This is a genomic window from Micromonospora sp. WMMA1363, from assembly GCF_030345795.1.
In the GTDB taxonomy this organism is placed as follows: Bacteria; Actinomycetota; Actinomycetes; order Mycobacteriales; family Micromonosporaceae; genus Micromonospora.
The window spans coordinates 241,253-255,088 of record NZ_JAUALB010000001.1 but is presented as its reverse complement, the minus strand read 5'-3'; the positions used below and the strand labels follow the sequence as shown (position 1 = coordinate 255,088).

14 protein-coding genes are annotated in these 13,836 nt (G+C 72.7%); 4 read left to right on the top strand and 10 right to left on the bottom strand.

Annotated elements, in window-relative coordinates; all coding sequences use genetic code 11:
- Positions 1 to 30 precede the first annotated feature (30 nt).
- Complete coding sequence (locus QTQ03_RS01230) at positions 31 to 255, top strand: hypothetical protein (RefSeq protein ID WP_289276307.1); 225 nt, start codon at positions 31 to 33, stop codon at positions 253 to 255.
- Entirely contained in the window at positions 252 to 869 is a 618-nt protein-coding gene (locus tag QTQ03_RS01225; protein WP_289276306.1) for a Pr6Pr family membrane protein, read from the top strand. The genes QTQ03_RS01230 and QTQ03_RS01225 overlap by 4 nt, the downstream gene beginning before the upstream one ends.
- Here the strand turns inward: QTQ03_RS01225 and QTQ03_RS01220 are convergent.
- Complete coding sequence (locus QTQ03_RS01220; protein WP_289276305.1) at positions 750 to 2,825, bottom strand: amylo-alpha-1,6-glucosidase; 2,076 nt, start codon at positions 2,823 to 2,825, stop codon at positions 750 to 752. The genes QTQ03_RS01225 and QTQ03_RS01220 overlap by 120 nt on opposite strands.
- Complete coding sequence (locus QTQ03_RS01215; protein ID WP_289276304.1) at positions 2,822 to 3,259, bottom strand: SCP2 sterol-binding domain-containing protein; 438 nt, start codon at positions 3,257 to 3,259, stop codon at positions 2,822 to 2,824. The genes QTQ03_RS01220 and QTQ03_RS01215 overlap by 4 nt, the downstream gene beginning before the upstream one ends.
- 101 nt (positions 3,260 to 3,360) lie before the next feature.
- On the opposite strand from QTQ03_RS01215, the gene QTQ03_RS01210 reads away from it, so the two are divergent.
- Both QTQ03_RS01210 and QTQ03_RS01205 read left to right on the top strand, forming a co-directional pair.
- A complete protein-coding gene (locus QTQ03_RS01210) occupies positions 3,361 to 3,501 on the top strand; it encodes a hypothetical protein (protein ID WP_289276303.1) in 141 nt (46 codons plus the stop codon).
- Positions 3,502 to 3,721: 220 nt separating this feature from the next.
- Positions 3,722 to 5,221, top strand: a complete 1,500-nt coding sequence (locus tag QTQ03_RS01205; protein ID WP_289276302.1) for a SulP family inorganic anion transporter — start codon at positions 3,722 to 3,724, stop codon at positions 5,219 to 5,221.
- Between the two features lie 144 nt (positions 5,222 to 5,365).
- Here the strand turns inward: QTQ03_RS01205 and QTQ03_RS01200 are convergent, their stop codons facing one another.
- Genes QTQ03_RS01200 through QTQ03_RS01165 form a run of 8 tightly spaced genes read right to left on the bottom strand, consistent with a single transcriptional unit; the run spans position 5,366 to position 13,339 of the window.
- The gene (locus QTQ03_RS01200) at positions 5,366 to 6,787 is read right to left on the bottom strand and encodes an NADH-quinone oxidoreductase subunit N (protein WP_502889676.1); all 1,422 of its coding nucleotides are present in this window, start codon (positions 6,785 to 6,787) and stop codon (positions 5,366 to 5,368) included.
- Positions 6,788 to 6,802: 15 nt separating this feature from the next.
- Positions 6,803 to 8,293, bottom strand: a complete 1,491-nt coding sequence (locus QTQ03_RS01195; RefSeq protein ID WP_289276300.1) for a complex I subunit 4 family protein — start codon at positions 8,291 to 8,293, stop codon at positions 6,803 to 6,805.
- Positions 8,294 to 8,296: 3 nt separating this feature from the next.
- Entirely contained in the window at positions 8,297 to 10,159 is a 1,863-nt protein-coding gene (locus tag QTQ03_RS01190; protein ID WP_289276299.1) for a proton-conducting transporter transmembrane domain-containing protein, read from the bottom strand.
- Positions 10,156 to 10,458: an NADH-quinone oxidoreductase subunit NuoK gene (locus QTQ03_RS01185; RefSeq protein ID WP_289276298.1), complete on the bottom strand. Its 303-nt coding sequence runs from the start codon at positions 10,456 to 10,458 to the stop codon at positions 10,156 to 10,158. The genes QTQ03_RS01190 and QTQ03_RS01185 overlap by 4 nt, the downstream gene beginning before the upstream one ends.
- Positions 10,455 to 11,018, bottom strand: a complete 564-nt coding sequence (locus tag QTQ03_RS01180) for an NADH-quinone oxidoreductase subunit J (RefSeq protein ID WP_289276297.1) — start codon at positions 11,016 to 11,018, stop codon at positions 10,455 to 10,457. The genes QTQ03_RS01185 and QTQ03_RS01180 overlap by 4 nt, the downstream gene beginning before the upstream one ends.
- On the bottom strand, positions 11,018 to 11,956 hold the full coding sequence (locus QTQ03_RS01175) for a complex I subunit 1 family protein (protein ID WP_289276296.1): 939 nt from the start codon (positions 11,954 to 11,956) through the stop codon (positions 11,018 to 11,020). The genes QTQ03_RS01180 and QTQ03_RS01175 overlap by 1 nt, the downstream gene beginning before the upstream one ends.
- Positions 11,949 to 13,025: a hypothetical protein gene (locus tag QTQ03_RS01170; protein WP_289276295.1), complete on the bottom strand. Its 1,077-nt coding sequence runs from the start codon at positions 13,023 to 13,025 to the stop codon at positions 11,949 to 11,951. The genes QTQ03_RS01175 and QTQ03_RS01170 overlap by 8 nt, the downstream gene beginning before the upstream one ends.
- A complete protein-coding gene (locus QTQ03_RS01165) occupies positions 13,016 to 13,339 on the bottom strand; it encodes an NADH-quinone oxidoreductase subunit A (RefSeq protein ID WP_289280621.1) in 324 nt (107 codons plus the stop codon). Before QTQ03_RS01165 ends, QTQ03_RS01170 begins: the two co-directional genes overlap by 10 nt.
- Positions 13,340 to 13,836: the final 497 nt, after the last annotated feature.

The following is a 13,836-nucleotide window of genomic DNA, read 5'->3' as shown; positions in this document are numbered from 1 at the left end:
GTCGCGGGACCAAGCTGGTAGCTTGCCCCGATGAGCCTGCGGCGCCGCCGCACGGCGGTGGCCCTCCGCCTCGCGATCGTGATCGGTGTGCTGGCCGGAATCCTGCTGACCGCCCTCGGCCCAACGACGATCATCAGCCTGCTGCCGTACTTCACCATCCAGAGCAACGTCGCCGTGGGTCTCGTCGCCGGGTACGCGGTCTGGCAGGCCCGACCGGGCCGGCCCGAACCGCCGTCGGCGCTCAGGGGGCGGTGACGCTCTACATCACCATCACGGCTGTGGTCTATCACCTCGTGCTGGCCAATCCGGCCAGCCCGTTCGCGATGCCCCAGGCCGACCGGGCGTTCGGCGAGGTGCTGGGCAACCAGTTCCTGCACACGGTGGTGCCGCTGCTGGCGGTGACGGACTGGGCCCTGTTCGACCGGCGGGGCCGGCTGCGCCCACGGTACGCGGTGTGGTGGCTGGCGTTCCCGCTCGGCTACCTCGGTTTCGCGCTGGTCCGCGGCCTGATCGTCGAGGAGTATCCGTACCCGTTCGTCGACGCCGGCGCGCTGGGCTACCGCGGCGTCGGGATCAGCGCGGTCGCCTTCGCCGTCGCGTTCTGGCTGCTCGGGCTCGGACTCGTCGGGGTGGACCGCGGGCTGGCCCGGTGGCGGCCACCGACCACGACGCCGTCCGGCACATCCGCGGCGGCCGAGGGGCCGGCGGCCACCGCAGGGCCGGAGCCCGCCGGGACGGTGGCAAGCAGGTCAACGCAGCCGGGACCGGTAACCGTGGACACCGGCGGCCCGGTCCCGGCCGTAGGCGTCGGAGTAGCCCCACCGGCCGGGGATGTCCAGCAACTCGATCCGCCCGAGACCCTCCGGTAGCACCGGGTCGACCAGCAGGTTGTCACCGTGGGGCTCCAGCCCGAGCACAGCGGCGAGCAGCATCAGCAGCCCCCCGGAGGACCACGCCTGCGGACGCCCGGCGATCGGCAGTTGGACGGGATACTTCGTCAGCGTGCGCGGGTAGCCGGCGATGACCTCCGGCACCGCCCCGCCCACCATCTCGGCCATGTCGAAGATCCCCTGGGCGATCCGCGCCGCCTCCGCAGCGCGCCCGTACCGGCGCAGGCCGGTGGCGATCACGGCGTTGTCCCACGGCCACACGGCGCCCAAATGCGAGGCGACCGGGTTGTAGACCGGCTGCCCCGTCGCGAGGGTACGGACACCCCACCCGGAGAACAGGTCGGGGCCGACCAACTGCTCGGCGAGCGTCCCGGCCCGGTCGTCGGGGACGATTCCGCTCCACAGCAGGTGGCCGATGTTGGAGGTGAGCGCGTCGACCGGCTGTCCGTCCGGGCCGAGCGCCAGTGCGTAGTAGCCCCGGTCCGGCAGCCAGAAGTCGTCGTTGAACCGCCGCTTCAGCGCCGCCGCCTCCCGCTCCAGCCGGTCCGCGTACGCGGGGTCGCCCCACACCTCACGGGCGAGGCGGGCACCACACGCCTTCGCGTCGTACACGTAACCCTGCACCTCGCAGGTGGCGCGTGGGAAATCGGGCTGCCGCCCGTCCCGGTCGGTGATCGCCCCCGGCGAGTCCTTCCAGCACTGGTTCACCGTGCCCTGACGGGTGTTGCGGCGCTGGTAGCGCACGTACCCGTCGCCCGTGGAGGCGCCGTACTCGTCGATCCAGTCCAGTGCCATCCGGGCCGCATGGCGCAGTTCCCGCGCCAACGCGGTGTCTCCGGACCAGCGCTCGTACTGGTCGAGCAGCACCACGAACAGCGGCGTGGTGTCGGCCGCGCCGTAGTAGAGGCTGGTCGGCATCTCCCCGAACGCTGCGGCCTCCCCGTACCGCAGCTCGGCAAGGATCTTGCCGGGCTCCTCCTCGTGGGTGTCGTCGAGCCGCCCTCCCTGGAGCAGCGCCAGCAGGCGCAGCGTCACCGGGGCCAACTCCGGTGTGAACGGCAACGTCTGTAGGCAGGTCACCAGGCTGTCCCGTCCGACGAGGGACATCGCCCACGGCAGCCCGCCGACCGGGATCCGGCGCACGGTCGACAGCGGCTCGTACCGAAGCGCGGCCAGGTCGACGAGACTGCGCCGGTACGCCGTGGCCAACGCCTCGTCCCCGGCCACCAGCGTCGGGGCCCGGTCCAGCCACTCGCGCAGGTCGTCGCGCATGTCCCGGCGGATGTGCTGACGATGGGTCTCCAGGTCGGCCCGCATGTCCTGGCCGCCCTCGCCGCGCACGATCATGCTGACGTGCAGGTCAGTCTCCCACTGCCCGTGCGGGGCCACCCGGATCTGGAACGTCATTCCTCGCTCGTCCACGTCGACCGGCGCGGTGCTGGTCACGATCGTCTCGCGGTTGAACCGCTCCCGCCGGTACTGGAGCCGGAGCTGCCGCCGCGCCGGATCCGGGGTGGCCCGCACCCGGCGCGCTGGTGGCTGGGCGGCGTCGGCGACCTCGGCGAAGTCGGCGAAGTCGCTGCCGATCTCCATCCGCACGGTCAACTCGGCCGGGTCGCCGGAGTGGTTGAGCACGGTGAGGCTCTCGTTGAAGCTGTCGTCGAGGGACCGGTGCCGGATCACCGACACGTCGGCGTCGACGTAGTGGCTAACGGTTCCGGGGACGAGGAAGAACCGTGTCTCGAAGTAGGTCATGTCGTCCCGGGACAGGGCCTGCAACCGGTCTCCGTCGACCCGCAGCACCCAGTGCGCGAGGAACCGGGTGTCGAAGGAGAACAGCCCGACCGGCACGCCGGGATCGGTCTCGACGTCGCCCTGCGCGTCGCTGACCGCGAAGGCGTTGCCCGCCATCACGTGGACCCGTTGCTGCCTCATCGGTGACTCCGCTCACCCCGGGCACCCCCGGTGGCCTGCTCGGCCGCACCCGGCTCGCCGTCGGCCGTCAGCGTACGGGCCGCCACCTCACGGGGGTGGTGCGCGCCGGGCGGACCGGGAAAGAGCCGGCGAAGTGTCATGAACAGCCGGATGTCACCGCGGACGGTGAGCTCGTTGCGACCCAGCGCCGCGGCCGGGTGCAGAACCCCGGCGGCGATCTGGTCGAAGACCGCGCGGTCGGCGCGTACGACCAGGTCGGCGTCGTCCGCGCGCCGGGTCACGGTGACCCGCTGGTCGGCGATGGTGAGGTACCAGTGTTCGGTCCGCCCGCCGCCGCGGGAGTCCAGGCGCACCGTGCCGGCCGTGGTCTCGGGCAGCTCCGGATGCCGGTCCAGCCCCAGCCGTCGCAGCAGCTCCGGCGCCGACGTGCTCATCGCCCGCTCCCTCCTGTCCCTGGCAAGGCTCGCACCGGCGCGGGTGAGGCCGGTTCACCCCGGCCGGGTGAACCGGCCTCGACGAGGCGGGCAGCGCACCCATGTACGCCGTGCTGCCGGTCCTGCGTAACACCGTCGTGGGCCGTGGGCGGCACGACGACGGGCGGCCAGCTGCCCGGCGGCTGACCTCCGGCGCCGACCGGTCGGCGCCGGAGGGGTCGGGCCGCAGAGCCGCACTGTGAGCTACCACACCCACAGTGATGATCATCACGAAGGGGGAAGCCCACCGGCATCGGAGGGTAGGTTCGATGTGGGTTGAGGCGCGACCGCCGGCCCTTCGCGGTCTGCTGCCGGGTGGACGTCCGGAACCGTCGGACCGTCACTGATCACCGGTAACGCCGCGCCCCTGCGGGCGCGGAATCGCGTGTGCGCGCGGCGCACACCCCGAGCGGAAACGGCTGTATGTCTTCTGTGCTGCCCGCGGTCACCCGGCCGCGCTTGTCCCGCCCGTCCTGGCTGTCGCCGAAGGTGTTCCGCACCGAGGTGCTCGCCGGCCTGGTCGTCGCCCTGGCGCTGATCCCGGAGGCGATCAGCTTCTCGATCCTGGCGGGGGTCGACCCACGCGTCGGCCTGTTCGCCTCGTTCACCATGGCGGTCACCATCGCCGTCTGCGGCGGCCGTCCGGCGATGATCTCCGCCGCGACCGGCGCGATCGCCCTGGTGGTGGCTCCTCTCGCCAGGGAGCACGGTCTCGATCACCTGATCGCGGCGGTGATCCTCGGCGGGCTGCTCCAGGTGGTCCTCGCCGCCCTCGGCATGGCGAAGCTGATGCGGTTCATCCCGCGAAGCGTGATGGTCGGCTTCGTCAACGCCCTGGCCATTCTCATCTTCGCCGCCCAGATTCCGCACCTGCTCGGGGTGCCGTGGCTGGTCTACCCGCTCGCCGCCCTGGCACTGGCGATCATGATCGGGCTGCCCCGCCTGACCCGCGCCGTTCCCGCACCGTTGGTCGCGATCATCGTGCTGACCGTCGTCACCGCCGCCGCCAGCATGACCGTGCCCACCGTCGGCGACCAGGGCGAACTGCCCGACCGGCTGCCGGCCCTCGGCCTGCCGCAGGTCCCCTGGACCCTGGACACCCTCGTCCTGATCGCCCCGTACGCCGCGGGCATCGCACTGGTCGGGCTGATGGAGTCGCTGATGACCGCCAAGCTGGTCGACGACATCACCGACACCCACTCGGACAAGACCCGCGAGTCGTGGGGTCAGGGCGTGGCCAACATCGTCACCGGCCTCTTCGGCGGCATGGGCGGCTGCGCCATGATCGGTCAGACGATGATCAATGTGAAGGCGTCCGGCGCACGGACCCGCCTGTCGACGTTCCTCGCCGGTGTGTTCCTGCTCGTCCTCGTCGTGGCCCTGGGCGACGTGGTCGCCGCGATCCCGATGGCCGCCCTCGTCGCCGTCATGATCATCGTTGCGGTGTCGACGTTCGACTGGCACTCCGTCACCCCCGCCACCCTCCGGCGCATGCCGCTCGGCGAGACCCTCGTCATGCTCACCACCGTCGGTACGACCCTGGTCACCCACAACCTCGCGGTCGGCGTCGCCACCGGCGTCCTCACCGCCATGGTGATCTTCGCTCGGCGGGTCGCCCGGCTGGTCGAGGTCACCAGTGTCCTGGACCCCGAGGGGGGTACCCGGATCTACTCGGTGCACGGTGAGCTGTTCTTCGCCTCCAGCAACGACCTGGTCTACCAGTTCGACTACGCCGACGACCCGCAGCACGTGGTCATCGACATGACCAACGCCCACGTCTGGGACGCCTCATCGGTCGCGGCGCTGGACGCGATCACCACGAAGTACGCCGCCCGTGGCAAGACGGTCGAGATCATCGAGCTGAACCGGCCCAGCGCCGCCATCCACGGCTCCCTCGCCGGCCGGCTGGGCGGCGGCCACTGACGGTGCCGACCCGCCGAGGACGGGCCGGTGGCCGCCCTGGGTCCACGCGCGGGCCGCCGACCGAACACGGCACGCCGGCGTCAGCCGACACGCAGTTCCCCAGGAGCCGGGGCCAGGAGGGAGTCGCCGGGGCCGTCGGCGCCGCTACGCCATTGCCACGACCGCCCAGAGCAGACCGGCGCCGACGCCCACCACGAGGCTGAGCACAGCGGCCGTCACCGCGATCCGCGCCGACCACGCCCGTCCGCCCGCGCCGGCCCTGATTCGCGCGCCACGACCGGCCGGGCCCTCCGCACCGGCGGCGCGGAAGGCCGGGCTGATCCAGCGCAGGTAGTAGAAGAGGCTGACCACGCTGTTGCCGACCGCGACCACGGCGAGCCAGGCATACCCGCCGTCCCACGCGGCGCTGGCGGTGGTGAGCTTACCGACGAAGACGCCCGTGGGCGGGGTGCCCACCAGCCCGAGCAGCGCCACCAGCAGGGCCGCGGCAAGCCACGGCCGTCCGGCGGCCAGCCCCCGCCAGTCGGCCAGGTCGCGGTGGTCCGGCAGCGCGGCGGTGACCGCGAACGCGGCGACGTTCGTCACCGTGTAGCCGGTGAGGTAGACCAGCAGCGACGGCAGGGCAAGGTCGGACCGATCGGCCACGACCACCGGTACGAGGAGGAATCCCACCTGGCTGACGGTGGACCAGCCGAGCAGCCGCCGCGGGTCAGACTGCCAGTAGGCGGCGAGATTGCCCAGCGTCATGCTGGCCACGGCGAGGGCCGCCACGACAACCGGCCACCGGGTCGCCTCGGGCAACACACCGACGATCCGGTGCACCGCCACCAACGCGCCGATCTTCGGCACGGTGGTCAGGAACGTCGCCGTGAGCGCGGTGGAGCCCTCGGCCGCGTCCGGCACCCAGAAGTGCGCGGGCACTCCGCCGGCCTTGAACATCAGTCCAGCGATCACCGCGACGGCGGCGACGGTGACCGCCGCGCGGGGTGTCTCGGGGAGCCGGCCGGCAAGTTCCGCGTACGACGTGGTGCCGGCGAGCCCGGTCAGGACGGTCACCCCGGACAGCAGTACGATGCCGAACAGCGCCCCCAGGAAGTAGGTCTTCATGGCCGCCTCGGCGCCGCCGGCCGTGCCGGCGAGCCCGATCAGGGCGTAGAGCGGGATACTGGCGAGCAGGAACCCGACGGCGAGGACGAGCAGGTCGTCGGCACCGGCGAGCAGCACGGCGCCCGCGGTGGCGAAGAGCAGAAGCGCGTACGTCTCGCTCTCCCGCGCGGTACCCGCGATCTCGTCGGCGGCGAGCACGAGCACGAGCAGGGTGCCGGTCCCGGCCAGGATCCGGGCGACCCCGGTGGCGGTGTCGACGGCGAACGACCCGTCGAACGCGGTCGTGGCCGGAGCGGTCAGCCGCACCGCCGCGGCGACGATCATGCCAGCGAGCACGCCGACGGTGAGGATCCGGATGAGCCACTGCCGGTGCCGGGGCAGGAACGAACCGCCGAGGAGTGCCGCGAGCGCTCCGCCGGCGAGCAGCATCTCGGGCAGCAGCAGCGCGGGACGCATCATCCCGGTCTCCACCGCCTACCGCCCGACCAGGTCGACGAGGCGGTTCGCGGCAGGCTCGACGACGTCGAGCAGCGGGCGGGGCAGGACGCCGATCAGCAGGGAGAGCAGCAGCAACGGCCCGACCGAGCACAGTTCCCGCGCGGTCAGGTCGGCGAAGCCGGCCGACCTGCCGCGGGTCTCCCCGGTGAAGACGCGTTGCAGCGCACCCAGGAACAGCGCCGCCGTGACCAGGATGCCGAGCAGTGCCACCGCGGTGACCGGAGCGGCGGCGACGCTGCCGGTGAAGATCTGGAACTCGGCGATGAAACCGGAGAACGCCGGCAGGCCGAGAGAGGCGAACGCGCCGATCGCGAACAGCGTGGCGAAGGCCGGCGCCGGACCGGCGAGCCCACCGTACCCGGTCATGTCGTAGCTGCCGGCGCGGTCGCGCAGCACCCCGGCGAGCAGGAACAGCGCGGCGGTGATCAGTCCGTGGCTCACCATCTGGGTGACCGCGCCGGTGACCGCGACCGCCCTTGGCTGTGCGGTGTCGGCGGCCGCCAGACCGGCGACACCGACGGCGAGGACGATGTAGCCCATATGATTGACCGACGTGTAGGCGATCATGCGCTTGAGGTTGGACTGTGCCAACGCCACCAGCGCCCCGTAGAGGACGGACCCGACGCCGACCAGGACGATCAGCCACGCCCAGGCACGCCACGCGCCCGGCAGCATCGGCATGGCGATCCGCACGAAACCGTACGTGCCCATTTTCAGCAGGACACCCGCCAACACGGCCGAGCCGACGGCCGGCGCGTCCGTGTGCGCCGGCGGCAGCCAGGTGTGAAACGGGACGGTGGGGGTCTTCACCGCCAGCCCGACGAGAATCGCGGCGAGCACCAGCCCGCCGGCCGGCGCCCGATCGGACAACGGCGTCGCCGCGACGAGCTCCGGCATATCGAAGGTGTGCGGATCGGCGGCGATGTAGAGGCCGATGAAACCAACCAGCAGCGCCAGCGAGCCGAGGAAGGTGTAGAGAAAGAACTTCAGCGCCGAGCGGCCCCGGTCACCGTGGCCCCAGCCGGCGATGACGAAGTACATGCCGACGATGGACAGGTCGAAGAAGACGAAGAACAGGATCAGGTCGGCGGCGACGAACAGGCCGAGGCTGACGCTCTGCAGGAACAGGAACAGCGCCGCCTGGCCACGGGGCCGGTGTCGTTCCCGCACCGCGTACACCGCGCAGGCCAGGAAGATCACGGCGGTCATCGCGACCAGCGGCAGGGAGAAGCCGTCCACCCCCACGTGGTAGCTGCTGTTCACTCCTGGAATCCACGGCACCCGCTCGTCGAAGGCCAACTCGCCGGGCGGCGGAGGGTCGTAGCGCGTCCAGATGACAGCGATCAACGCGAGGTCGGCTGCCGCCACCGCGACCCATGCCCACCGCGCCACCGGATCGGCGAGGCGGGGCACGGCCGCCAGGGCCACGGCGGCGACCAGGGGCAGGAAGACGATCACGCTGAGCACCGGTCACCCCACCAGCACGAGGACGACGACGCCGACGACGAGCACCACGACGGCCTGGAAGTAATACCGGTGCAACTGGCCGCTCTGCGGCCGACGGGCCCAGTGTCCCAGCCGACGCACCCCGGCGGCGAAGCCCTCCACCGCGCCGTCCAACCAGCGCTCGTCGAACCGGCCGGCCCGCCGGGCCGCCCCCAGCACCGCGCCCGACACGCGGTCGACGCCCCGGTCGAGAACCCGGTCGTCAAACCGGGCCAGCGTCTCGGCGCACCGCAACGTCGGCCGGACGACCAGCACCCGAGTGACGGTCGCCAGCCCGAGCCACCGCCGTGCCCACCGCGGCGCCGGGGCCGCCCAGCGGGCGACGGCCGCGACGACGACCAGGGCGACGGCCGCCGACACCGCCAACTCCGTCACCGGGGTGTGGAATTCCGCCGGCTCCCCCACCATCCGGGCGACCAGCGCGCCGGCCGGAGGCAGCGCCAGCAGACCGGCAACCGCGGCACCGACCGCGAGGACCACCAGCGGCACCTGTTGGAGCGGGTCGACGCGGCCGGTACCGGTCCCCTCCCCGACCGGACCGCCGTCGCCCCCGGTCCGCCCGTGGGCGGGCATCCGGCGCCAGATGACGACGAGCGCCTTCCCGGCGTACGCCGCGGAGAGCGCCGAAGCGAGCAGACCAGCCGCGTAGAGCCACGGCGATCGGTCGAGCACCACGGCGAGGACGGCGTCCTTGGTGGCCCAGAGCGACAGCGGTGCGATCCCGGCCAGGGCGAGCAGCCCCACGGTCGCCGACCAACCGACCCACCGCCACCGCCCGGCCACCCCCCGCAGCCCGGCGAGTTGCTTGGTGCCCAGCGCCGTCAGCCACGCCCCGGCCGTCAGGAACAGCAGCGCCTTGGTGGCGGCGTGGGCGACCAGGTGCGCGGCACCACCGGCGACCGCACCGGCCCCGGCGGCCAGGACCACGAAGCCGAGCTGGGCGGACGTGGAGGCGGCGAGAAGTTGCTTCAGGTCCCGCTGGGCCACCGCCACGGCGCCCAGCAGGAGCGCGGTCGTGGCGCCGGCCCACATCGTCGCCGGTCCCGCCCAGCCGGTCGCGGCGAGCAGCGGCTGCACCCGAAGCAGCAGGTAGCCGCCCATGGCGACCATCGCCGCGGAGTGCAGCAGCGCGCTGACCGGGCTGGGGCCGGCCATCGCCCCGGACAGCCAGAACGAGAACGGCAGTTGGGCGGCCTTGCCCAGCGCGGCGACGAGGATCCCGGCGGCGACGACGTGCCGCCACCCCGGGCTGCCGTCGGGCAGCTCGGCCAGGGCCAGGCCCGCGCCGCCGGCGAGGGACGCGCCGGCGGCGAGGTAGAGGCCCAGGTCGGCGGTGCGGGTGGTGACGAACGCGGTGCGGCCGGCGGCGACCCGGTCGGCGTCGCGCCACCAGAACCCGATGAGCGCGTACGAGGCGGCCCCCATGAGTTCCCAGGCGAAGAGCAGGACGGGCAGGGTGCCCGCCGTGACGGTGAGCGCGACCGCGGCGGCGAACAGAAGCATCAGACCGTGGAACCTGGCTGGGGACTGGTGGATCTCCCCGGCGGCGGCGGTGAGCACCAGCAGGGTGACCGCGGTCACCATCAGCAGGATCAGGGCGGCCAGTCCGTCCACGGTCAGCACGAGGTCGGTGTCGGCGAGAAACGGGACCGCGACGGTCGGCCGCGCCACCGCGACCACCACCGACAGTGCCACCCACCCGGTGGCCACCGCGAGCGCGACCGGTGCGGCCAGCCGGTCACCGCGCCGGGCCCCCGCGAGGAGGGCACCCACCGTGGCGGGCAGGCCCACCAGGGCCCACAGTGCCGCCTGCGCGTACGACCTCATCTCGACAGGTCCGCGACCAGGTCGGTCATGTCGGTACGGCGGATCCGGTGCAGCAGGGTGGCCACGGCGAAGCCCGTCGCCATCTCCACGGTCATCGCGGCGATGATCACCAGCAGCAGCACCTGCCCGGACGGGTCTGGGGTGAGGAACCACCAGAAGCCGGCGGCGGCCAGGATGAGGCCGTTGAGCATCAACTCCAGGCCCATCATCACCATGACCACGACCTGCTGGGACAGCGCTCCGTAGAGGCCGACGCTGAACAAGGCCGCCGCCACCAGCAGCACGGTCCGCAGGGTCATCGGCCGACCCCACCGGGCTGCGGGTCGTCCGCCGGGCGACGGCGCAGGTCGTCGCCGAACCGGTCGTACCGGGTGCGGTGCGCGGCAAGCACCACGCCGGCAACGATGGTGGCCGCCATGACCGCGCCGACGCCGGTCATGACGAGCATCTTCGGGCCCATCAGTTCCACCCCCAGCGCCGCCGTCACGTCGGGCGGCGGCGCGGCCCGGCCGTCCGGCCAGGGCACGAGCAGCACGCCGGCGGCGAGCAGCACGAACACGCCGACCGAGACGGCCAGGGCGTGACGCTTGTCGTGGACCATGTCCATCGGCATCAACGCCGGATTCATGCCCATGAACATGACCATGTAGACGGCCATGACGGCCATCTCCATGATCATCATCAGGATGGTCACGACCCCGACGTAGTTCTGCTGCAACAGCAGCACCTGAAGGCCCACGGCGACGAACGACACGGCGAGGGCGTAACTGGCGCGGGCCATCGAGTCGACGACGAACACGGCGATCCCGGCGCACACCCCGACGACGGCGAGCACCCAGAACGCGGCCGCGGTGATCATCAGCCCCGCCCGGCGGCGACGATCGCGACCAGCAGGTCCTGTGCCAGAACGGCCGGCAGCAGGACCACCCACCCCAGTTCCATGAACAGGTCCGGTCGGGCGGCGGGCAACCGGCGACGCAGCCAGACCAGCACGGCCAGCAGGGCGAGCGTCTTCACCAGCACCCAGCCCCAGCCGGGCAGCAGCGGTCCCGCGCCACCGCCGAGAAACATCGGCACCGCGAACGCCGACCCGGCGGCCAGCAGCGCGTACCGGCCGGCCTGGAACAGCAGCCGGTCGACGCCGGCGAGCTCGGTGGTCACCCCGCCGGCCACGTCGGCGCCGACGGCTGGGGAGAACGGCCCCCAGACCGCGACCGCCAGCACACCCACGCAGTAGGCGAGGAACGCCACCGGCATCCACGCCACGAACCACAGGCCCTGCTGCGCCGCCGCGATCGTGCCGACGTTCAGGCTCGACGCCGCGGTCGCCGGGGCTACCAGCGCGAACATCAGCGGCAGTTCGTAGGCCAACCCGTGGGCGAGGAATCGGTACCCACCGACCAGGGCGTGGGCCGAGTTGGCGCCCCAGCCGGCCAGCCAGACGAATGCCCAGGCCAGCACGTCCATCGCGGTGAACCAGACCACCCCGACATCAAGGTCGAACAACGTCCACTCGCCCAGCGGCACCACAGTGACGATCATCAGTGCCATCAGCAGCAGCCCCGCCCCGCCGATCCGCCACAGCAGGGAGTCCGCTGCCAGCGTGGTGCGGCGCCGCTGTCGCATCAGCCTCGCCACCTCGCCGATCGGCCGGGCCAGCCCCGATCGCGCGGCACCGGCGGATCGGGCGGTCAGCACCCCGTCGAGCGTGGCGGCGGCGATCGCCAGCACGCCGAGCAGGACGGCCGCGGCCGGCGCCCAGCCGGCGGAGACCACGGTGACCGCCGCCTCAGGCATGGCTCGGCGTCCGGTCAGCGGTCGGCGGTTCGAGATCGAGGCTGGCGACGATGAGCCGGGCGGTGGCGATGTCCCACCCGCGCACCAGGTCGGCGATCGCCGGCAGCGGGATCGCCGGCCCCGCGTCGGGCCGACCCGCACCGGCCAGAACCGCGCCAGCCCGGTCCAGCATGGTGAGTAGCCGGTCCCGAGCGTCACCGCGCAGGTGCGCGGGCAGCTGCCGACGAGTCAGCTCCCCCGCGGTGAGCTGACCGAGCCTGCGCAGCGACCAGCGCAGCAGCCAGGACCGTCGTATCCGGCGGCGGAACCGGCCGAGCTCCACCACCGGATCGGCCGGGTCGCCACCGTCGTCGCCGAGCAGCGCGTCCCGGAGCCGGCGGGCATGGCAGGCGGCATCCTCCCACCCCGCCAGCGCCAGCAGACTGCTCGCGTTGTCGCACCGCCGGGCCGCGAACCGGCGGGGTCGCTCGTCCCCGGCCGCGGGCGGGCGAACGGTCGCGTCGACGACGCTGGCCGCCACCTCGGCGAGCAGGTCGCCGTGCAGGGAGCAGCGCAGCACCAGCCCGGCCGGCCAGTACGGCAGGACCGGTCCCAGCCGGACGTGCAGCACGTCCAGCTCCAGGCCGTCACGGTCCGGCTCGCCACCGGCGAGCGGGACGCCGTCCGGGGCCATGTCCATGTGCCCGTGGCCCACACCGCCGTGCTGCGTGCCGCCGGGCCCGCCGCCGGGCCGGTCGCGGCTGTCGTTGCGCTGCCGTGCCTGGTCGCACAGATCGACCGTGGCCGCCTCAAGGGCGGCGGACACGACATCCGGCGAGCGGATGTCGACCCGGCACCGCGGCCCGGGCAGCTGATCCCACAGCCGCGCCGCCACCAGGACCAGCTCCGGCCCGGGCGGTCCGCACACGGCGAGGACGTCCGCGTCCGCCGGCGACCGGGCCAGGCACCATCCGCGGGCCAGCACCTGCCGTTCGACGGCGGCCCGGGTCATCCACCACCCGGGTGCCTCCACCACCAGCACATGGGCACTCCGGGTGGCAGCAGTGGCCAGCAGGGTGTTCACACCCATCGCAGCGCACCCTCTCGCCAGGCCCAGAGCACCGCCACGAAGACGGCCCCGAGGAAGACGAACATCTCCACGATCGCCGCACTACCCAATTCGACCACCACCACCGCCCACGGGTACATGAACAGCATCTCCACGTCGAACGCGAGGAAGAGCAGGGTCGCCAGGTACCACCGCACGTGGTACCTGGACAGGGCGTGCTCCGCCGGGCGCCAGCCGGACTGGAAGGGCAGTCCGGCCAGGGGTGTGGCGGCGATCGCGAACGCCCGATGTGCCAGGTACAGCCCGGCGACCGCGAGCACCGCGACCAGCGCCATACCGGCCGCCCCTGCATACATCGCGCCCCCATCCGGATTCCGGACGCCACGGAGGCCGTCCCCCTGTCAACGGAGGTCCCGCCGCTCCTCATCGTCCTATCACGGGCCGGTACCGTCCGTTCCGGTTGCCACCACCAGGGCGGCGCTGCCACCTGCCGTCTTCCGGGCCGCTGCGCTCCGACCAGGCGGCTATCGGCGATTGCTCCGGCTGCCAGCGATTCTGCTGCGCCGCGGAGCGTGCCGCACGGAAACCCGGCCAATCGGTCGGGACACCAGCCGGCGTCGCGGTCCGACGTACCCCCGGTCAGCGGGCACGCCGGGCCAGGCCTGTTCGCGGCAGCCCGGGAACAGCTACTCGACCTGAGGAAGCCGCCGGGCGGCTGTACATGCTGCTGCGTCCCGGGTGGGCACGGGCAGGGCGCGTCGTCCGCGCGCGGGACCACGCTTGACCACCGAACACGATCGGCTTAACTTCATCAATCAGGAAGGTCTCTTTA

Excerpts from the sequence above, each read along its gene's own strand:
- QTQ03_RS01230 (WP_289276307.1), top strand. The coding sequence starts at position 31 with ATGAGCCTGCGGCGCCGCCGCACGGCGGTGGCCCTCCGCCTCGCGATC.
- QTQ03_RS01220 (WP_289276305.1), bottom strand. The coding sequence starts at position 2,825 with ATGAGGCAGCAACGGGTCCACGTGATGGCGGGCAACGCCTTCGCGGTC.
- QTQ03_RS01215 (WP_289276304.1), bottom strand. The coding sequence starts at position 3,259 with ATGAGCACGTCGGCGCCGGAGCTGCTGCGACGGCTGGGGCTGGACCGG.
- QTQ03_RS01210 (WP_289276303.1), top strand. The coding sequence starts at position 3,361 with ATGTACGCCGTGCTGCCGGTCCTGCGTAACACCGTCGTGGGCCGTGGG.
- QTQ03_RS01205 (WP_289276302.1), top strand. The coding sequence starts at position 3,722 with ATGTCTTCTGTGCTGCCCGCGGTCACCCGGCCGCGCTTGTCCCGCCCG.
- QTQ03_RS01200 (WP_502889676.1), bottom strand. The coding sequence starts at position 6,787 with ATGATGCGTCCCGCGCTGCTGCTGCCCGAGATGCTGCTCGCCGGCGGA.
- QTQ03_RS01190 (WP_289276299.1), bottom strand. The coding sequence starts at position 10,159 with ATGAGGTCGTACGCGCAGGCGGCACTGTGGGCCCTGGTGGGCCTGCCC.
- QTQ03_RS01185 (WP_289276298.1), bottom strand. The coding sequence starts at position 10,458 with ATGACCCTGCGGACCGTGCTGCTGGTGGCGGCGGCCTTGTTCAGCGTC.
- QTQ03_RS01180 (WP_289276297.1), bottom strand. The coding sequence starts at position 11,018 with ATGATCACCGCGGCCGCGTTCTGGGTGCTCGCCGTCGTCGGGGTGTGC.
- QTQ03_RS01175 (WP_289276296.1), bottom strand. The coding sequence starts at position 11,956 with ATGCCTGAGGCGGCGGTCACCGTGGTCTCCGCCGGCTGGGCGCCGGCC.
- QTQ03_RS01170 (WP_289276295.1), bottom strand. The coding sequence starts at position 13,025 with ATGGGTGTGAACACCCTGCTGGCCACTGCTGCCACCCGGAGTGCCCAT.
- QTQ03_RS01165 (WP_289280621.1), bottom strand. The coding sequence starts at position 13,339 with ATGGCGCTGGTCGCGGTGCTCGCGGTCGCCGGGCTGTACCTGGCACAT.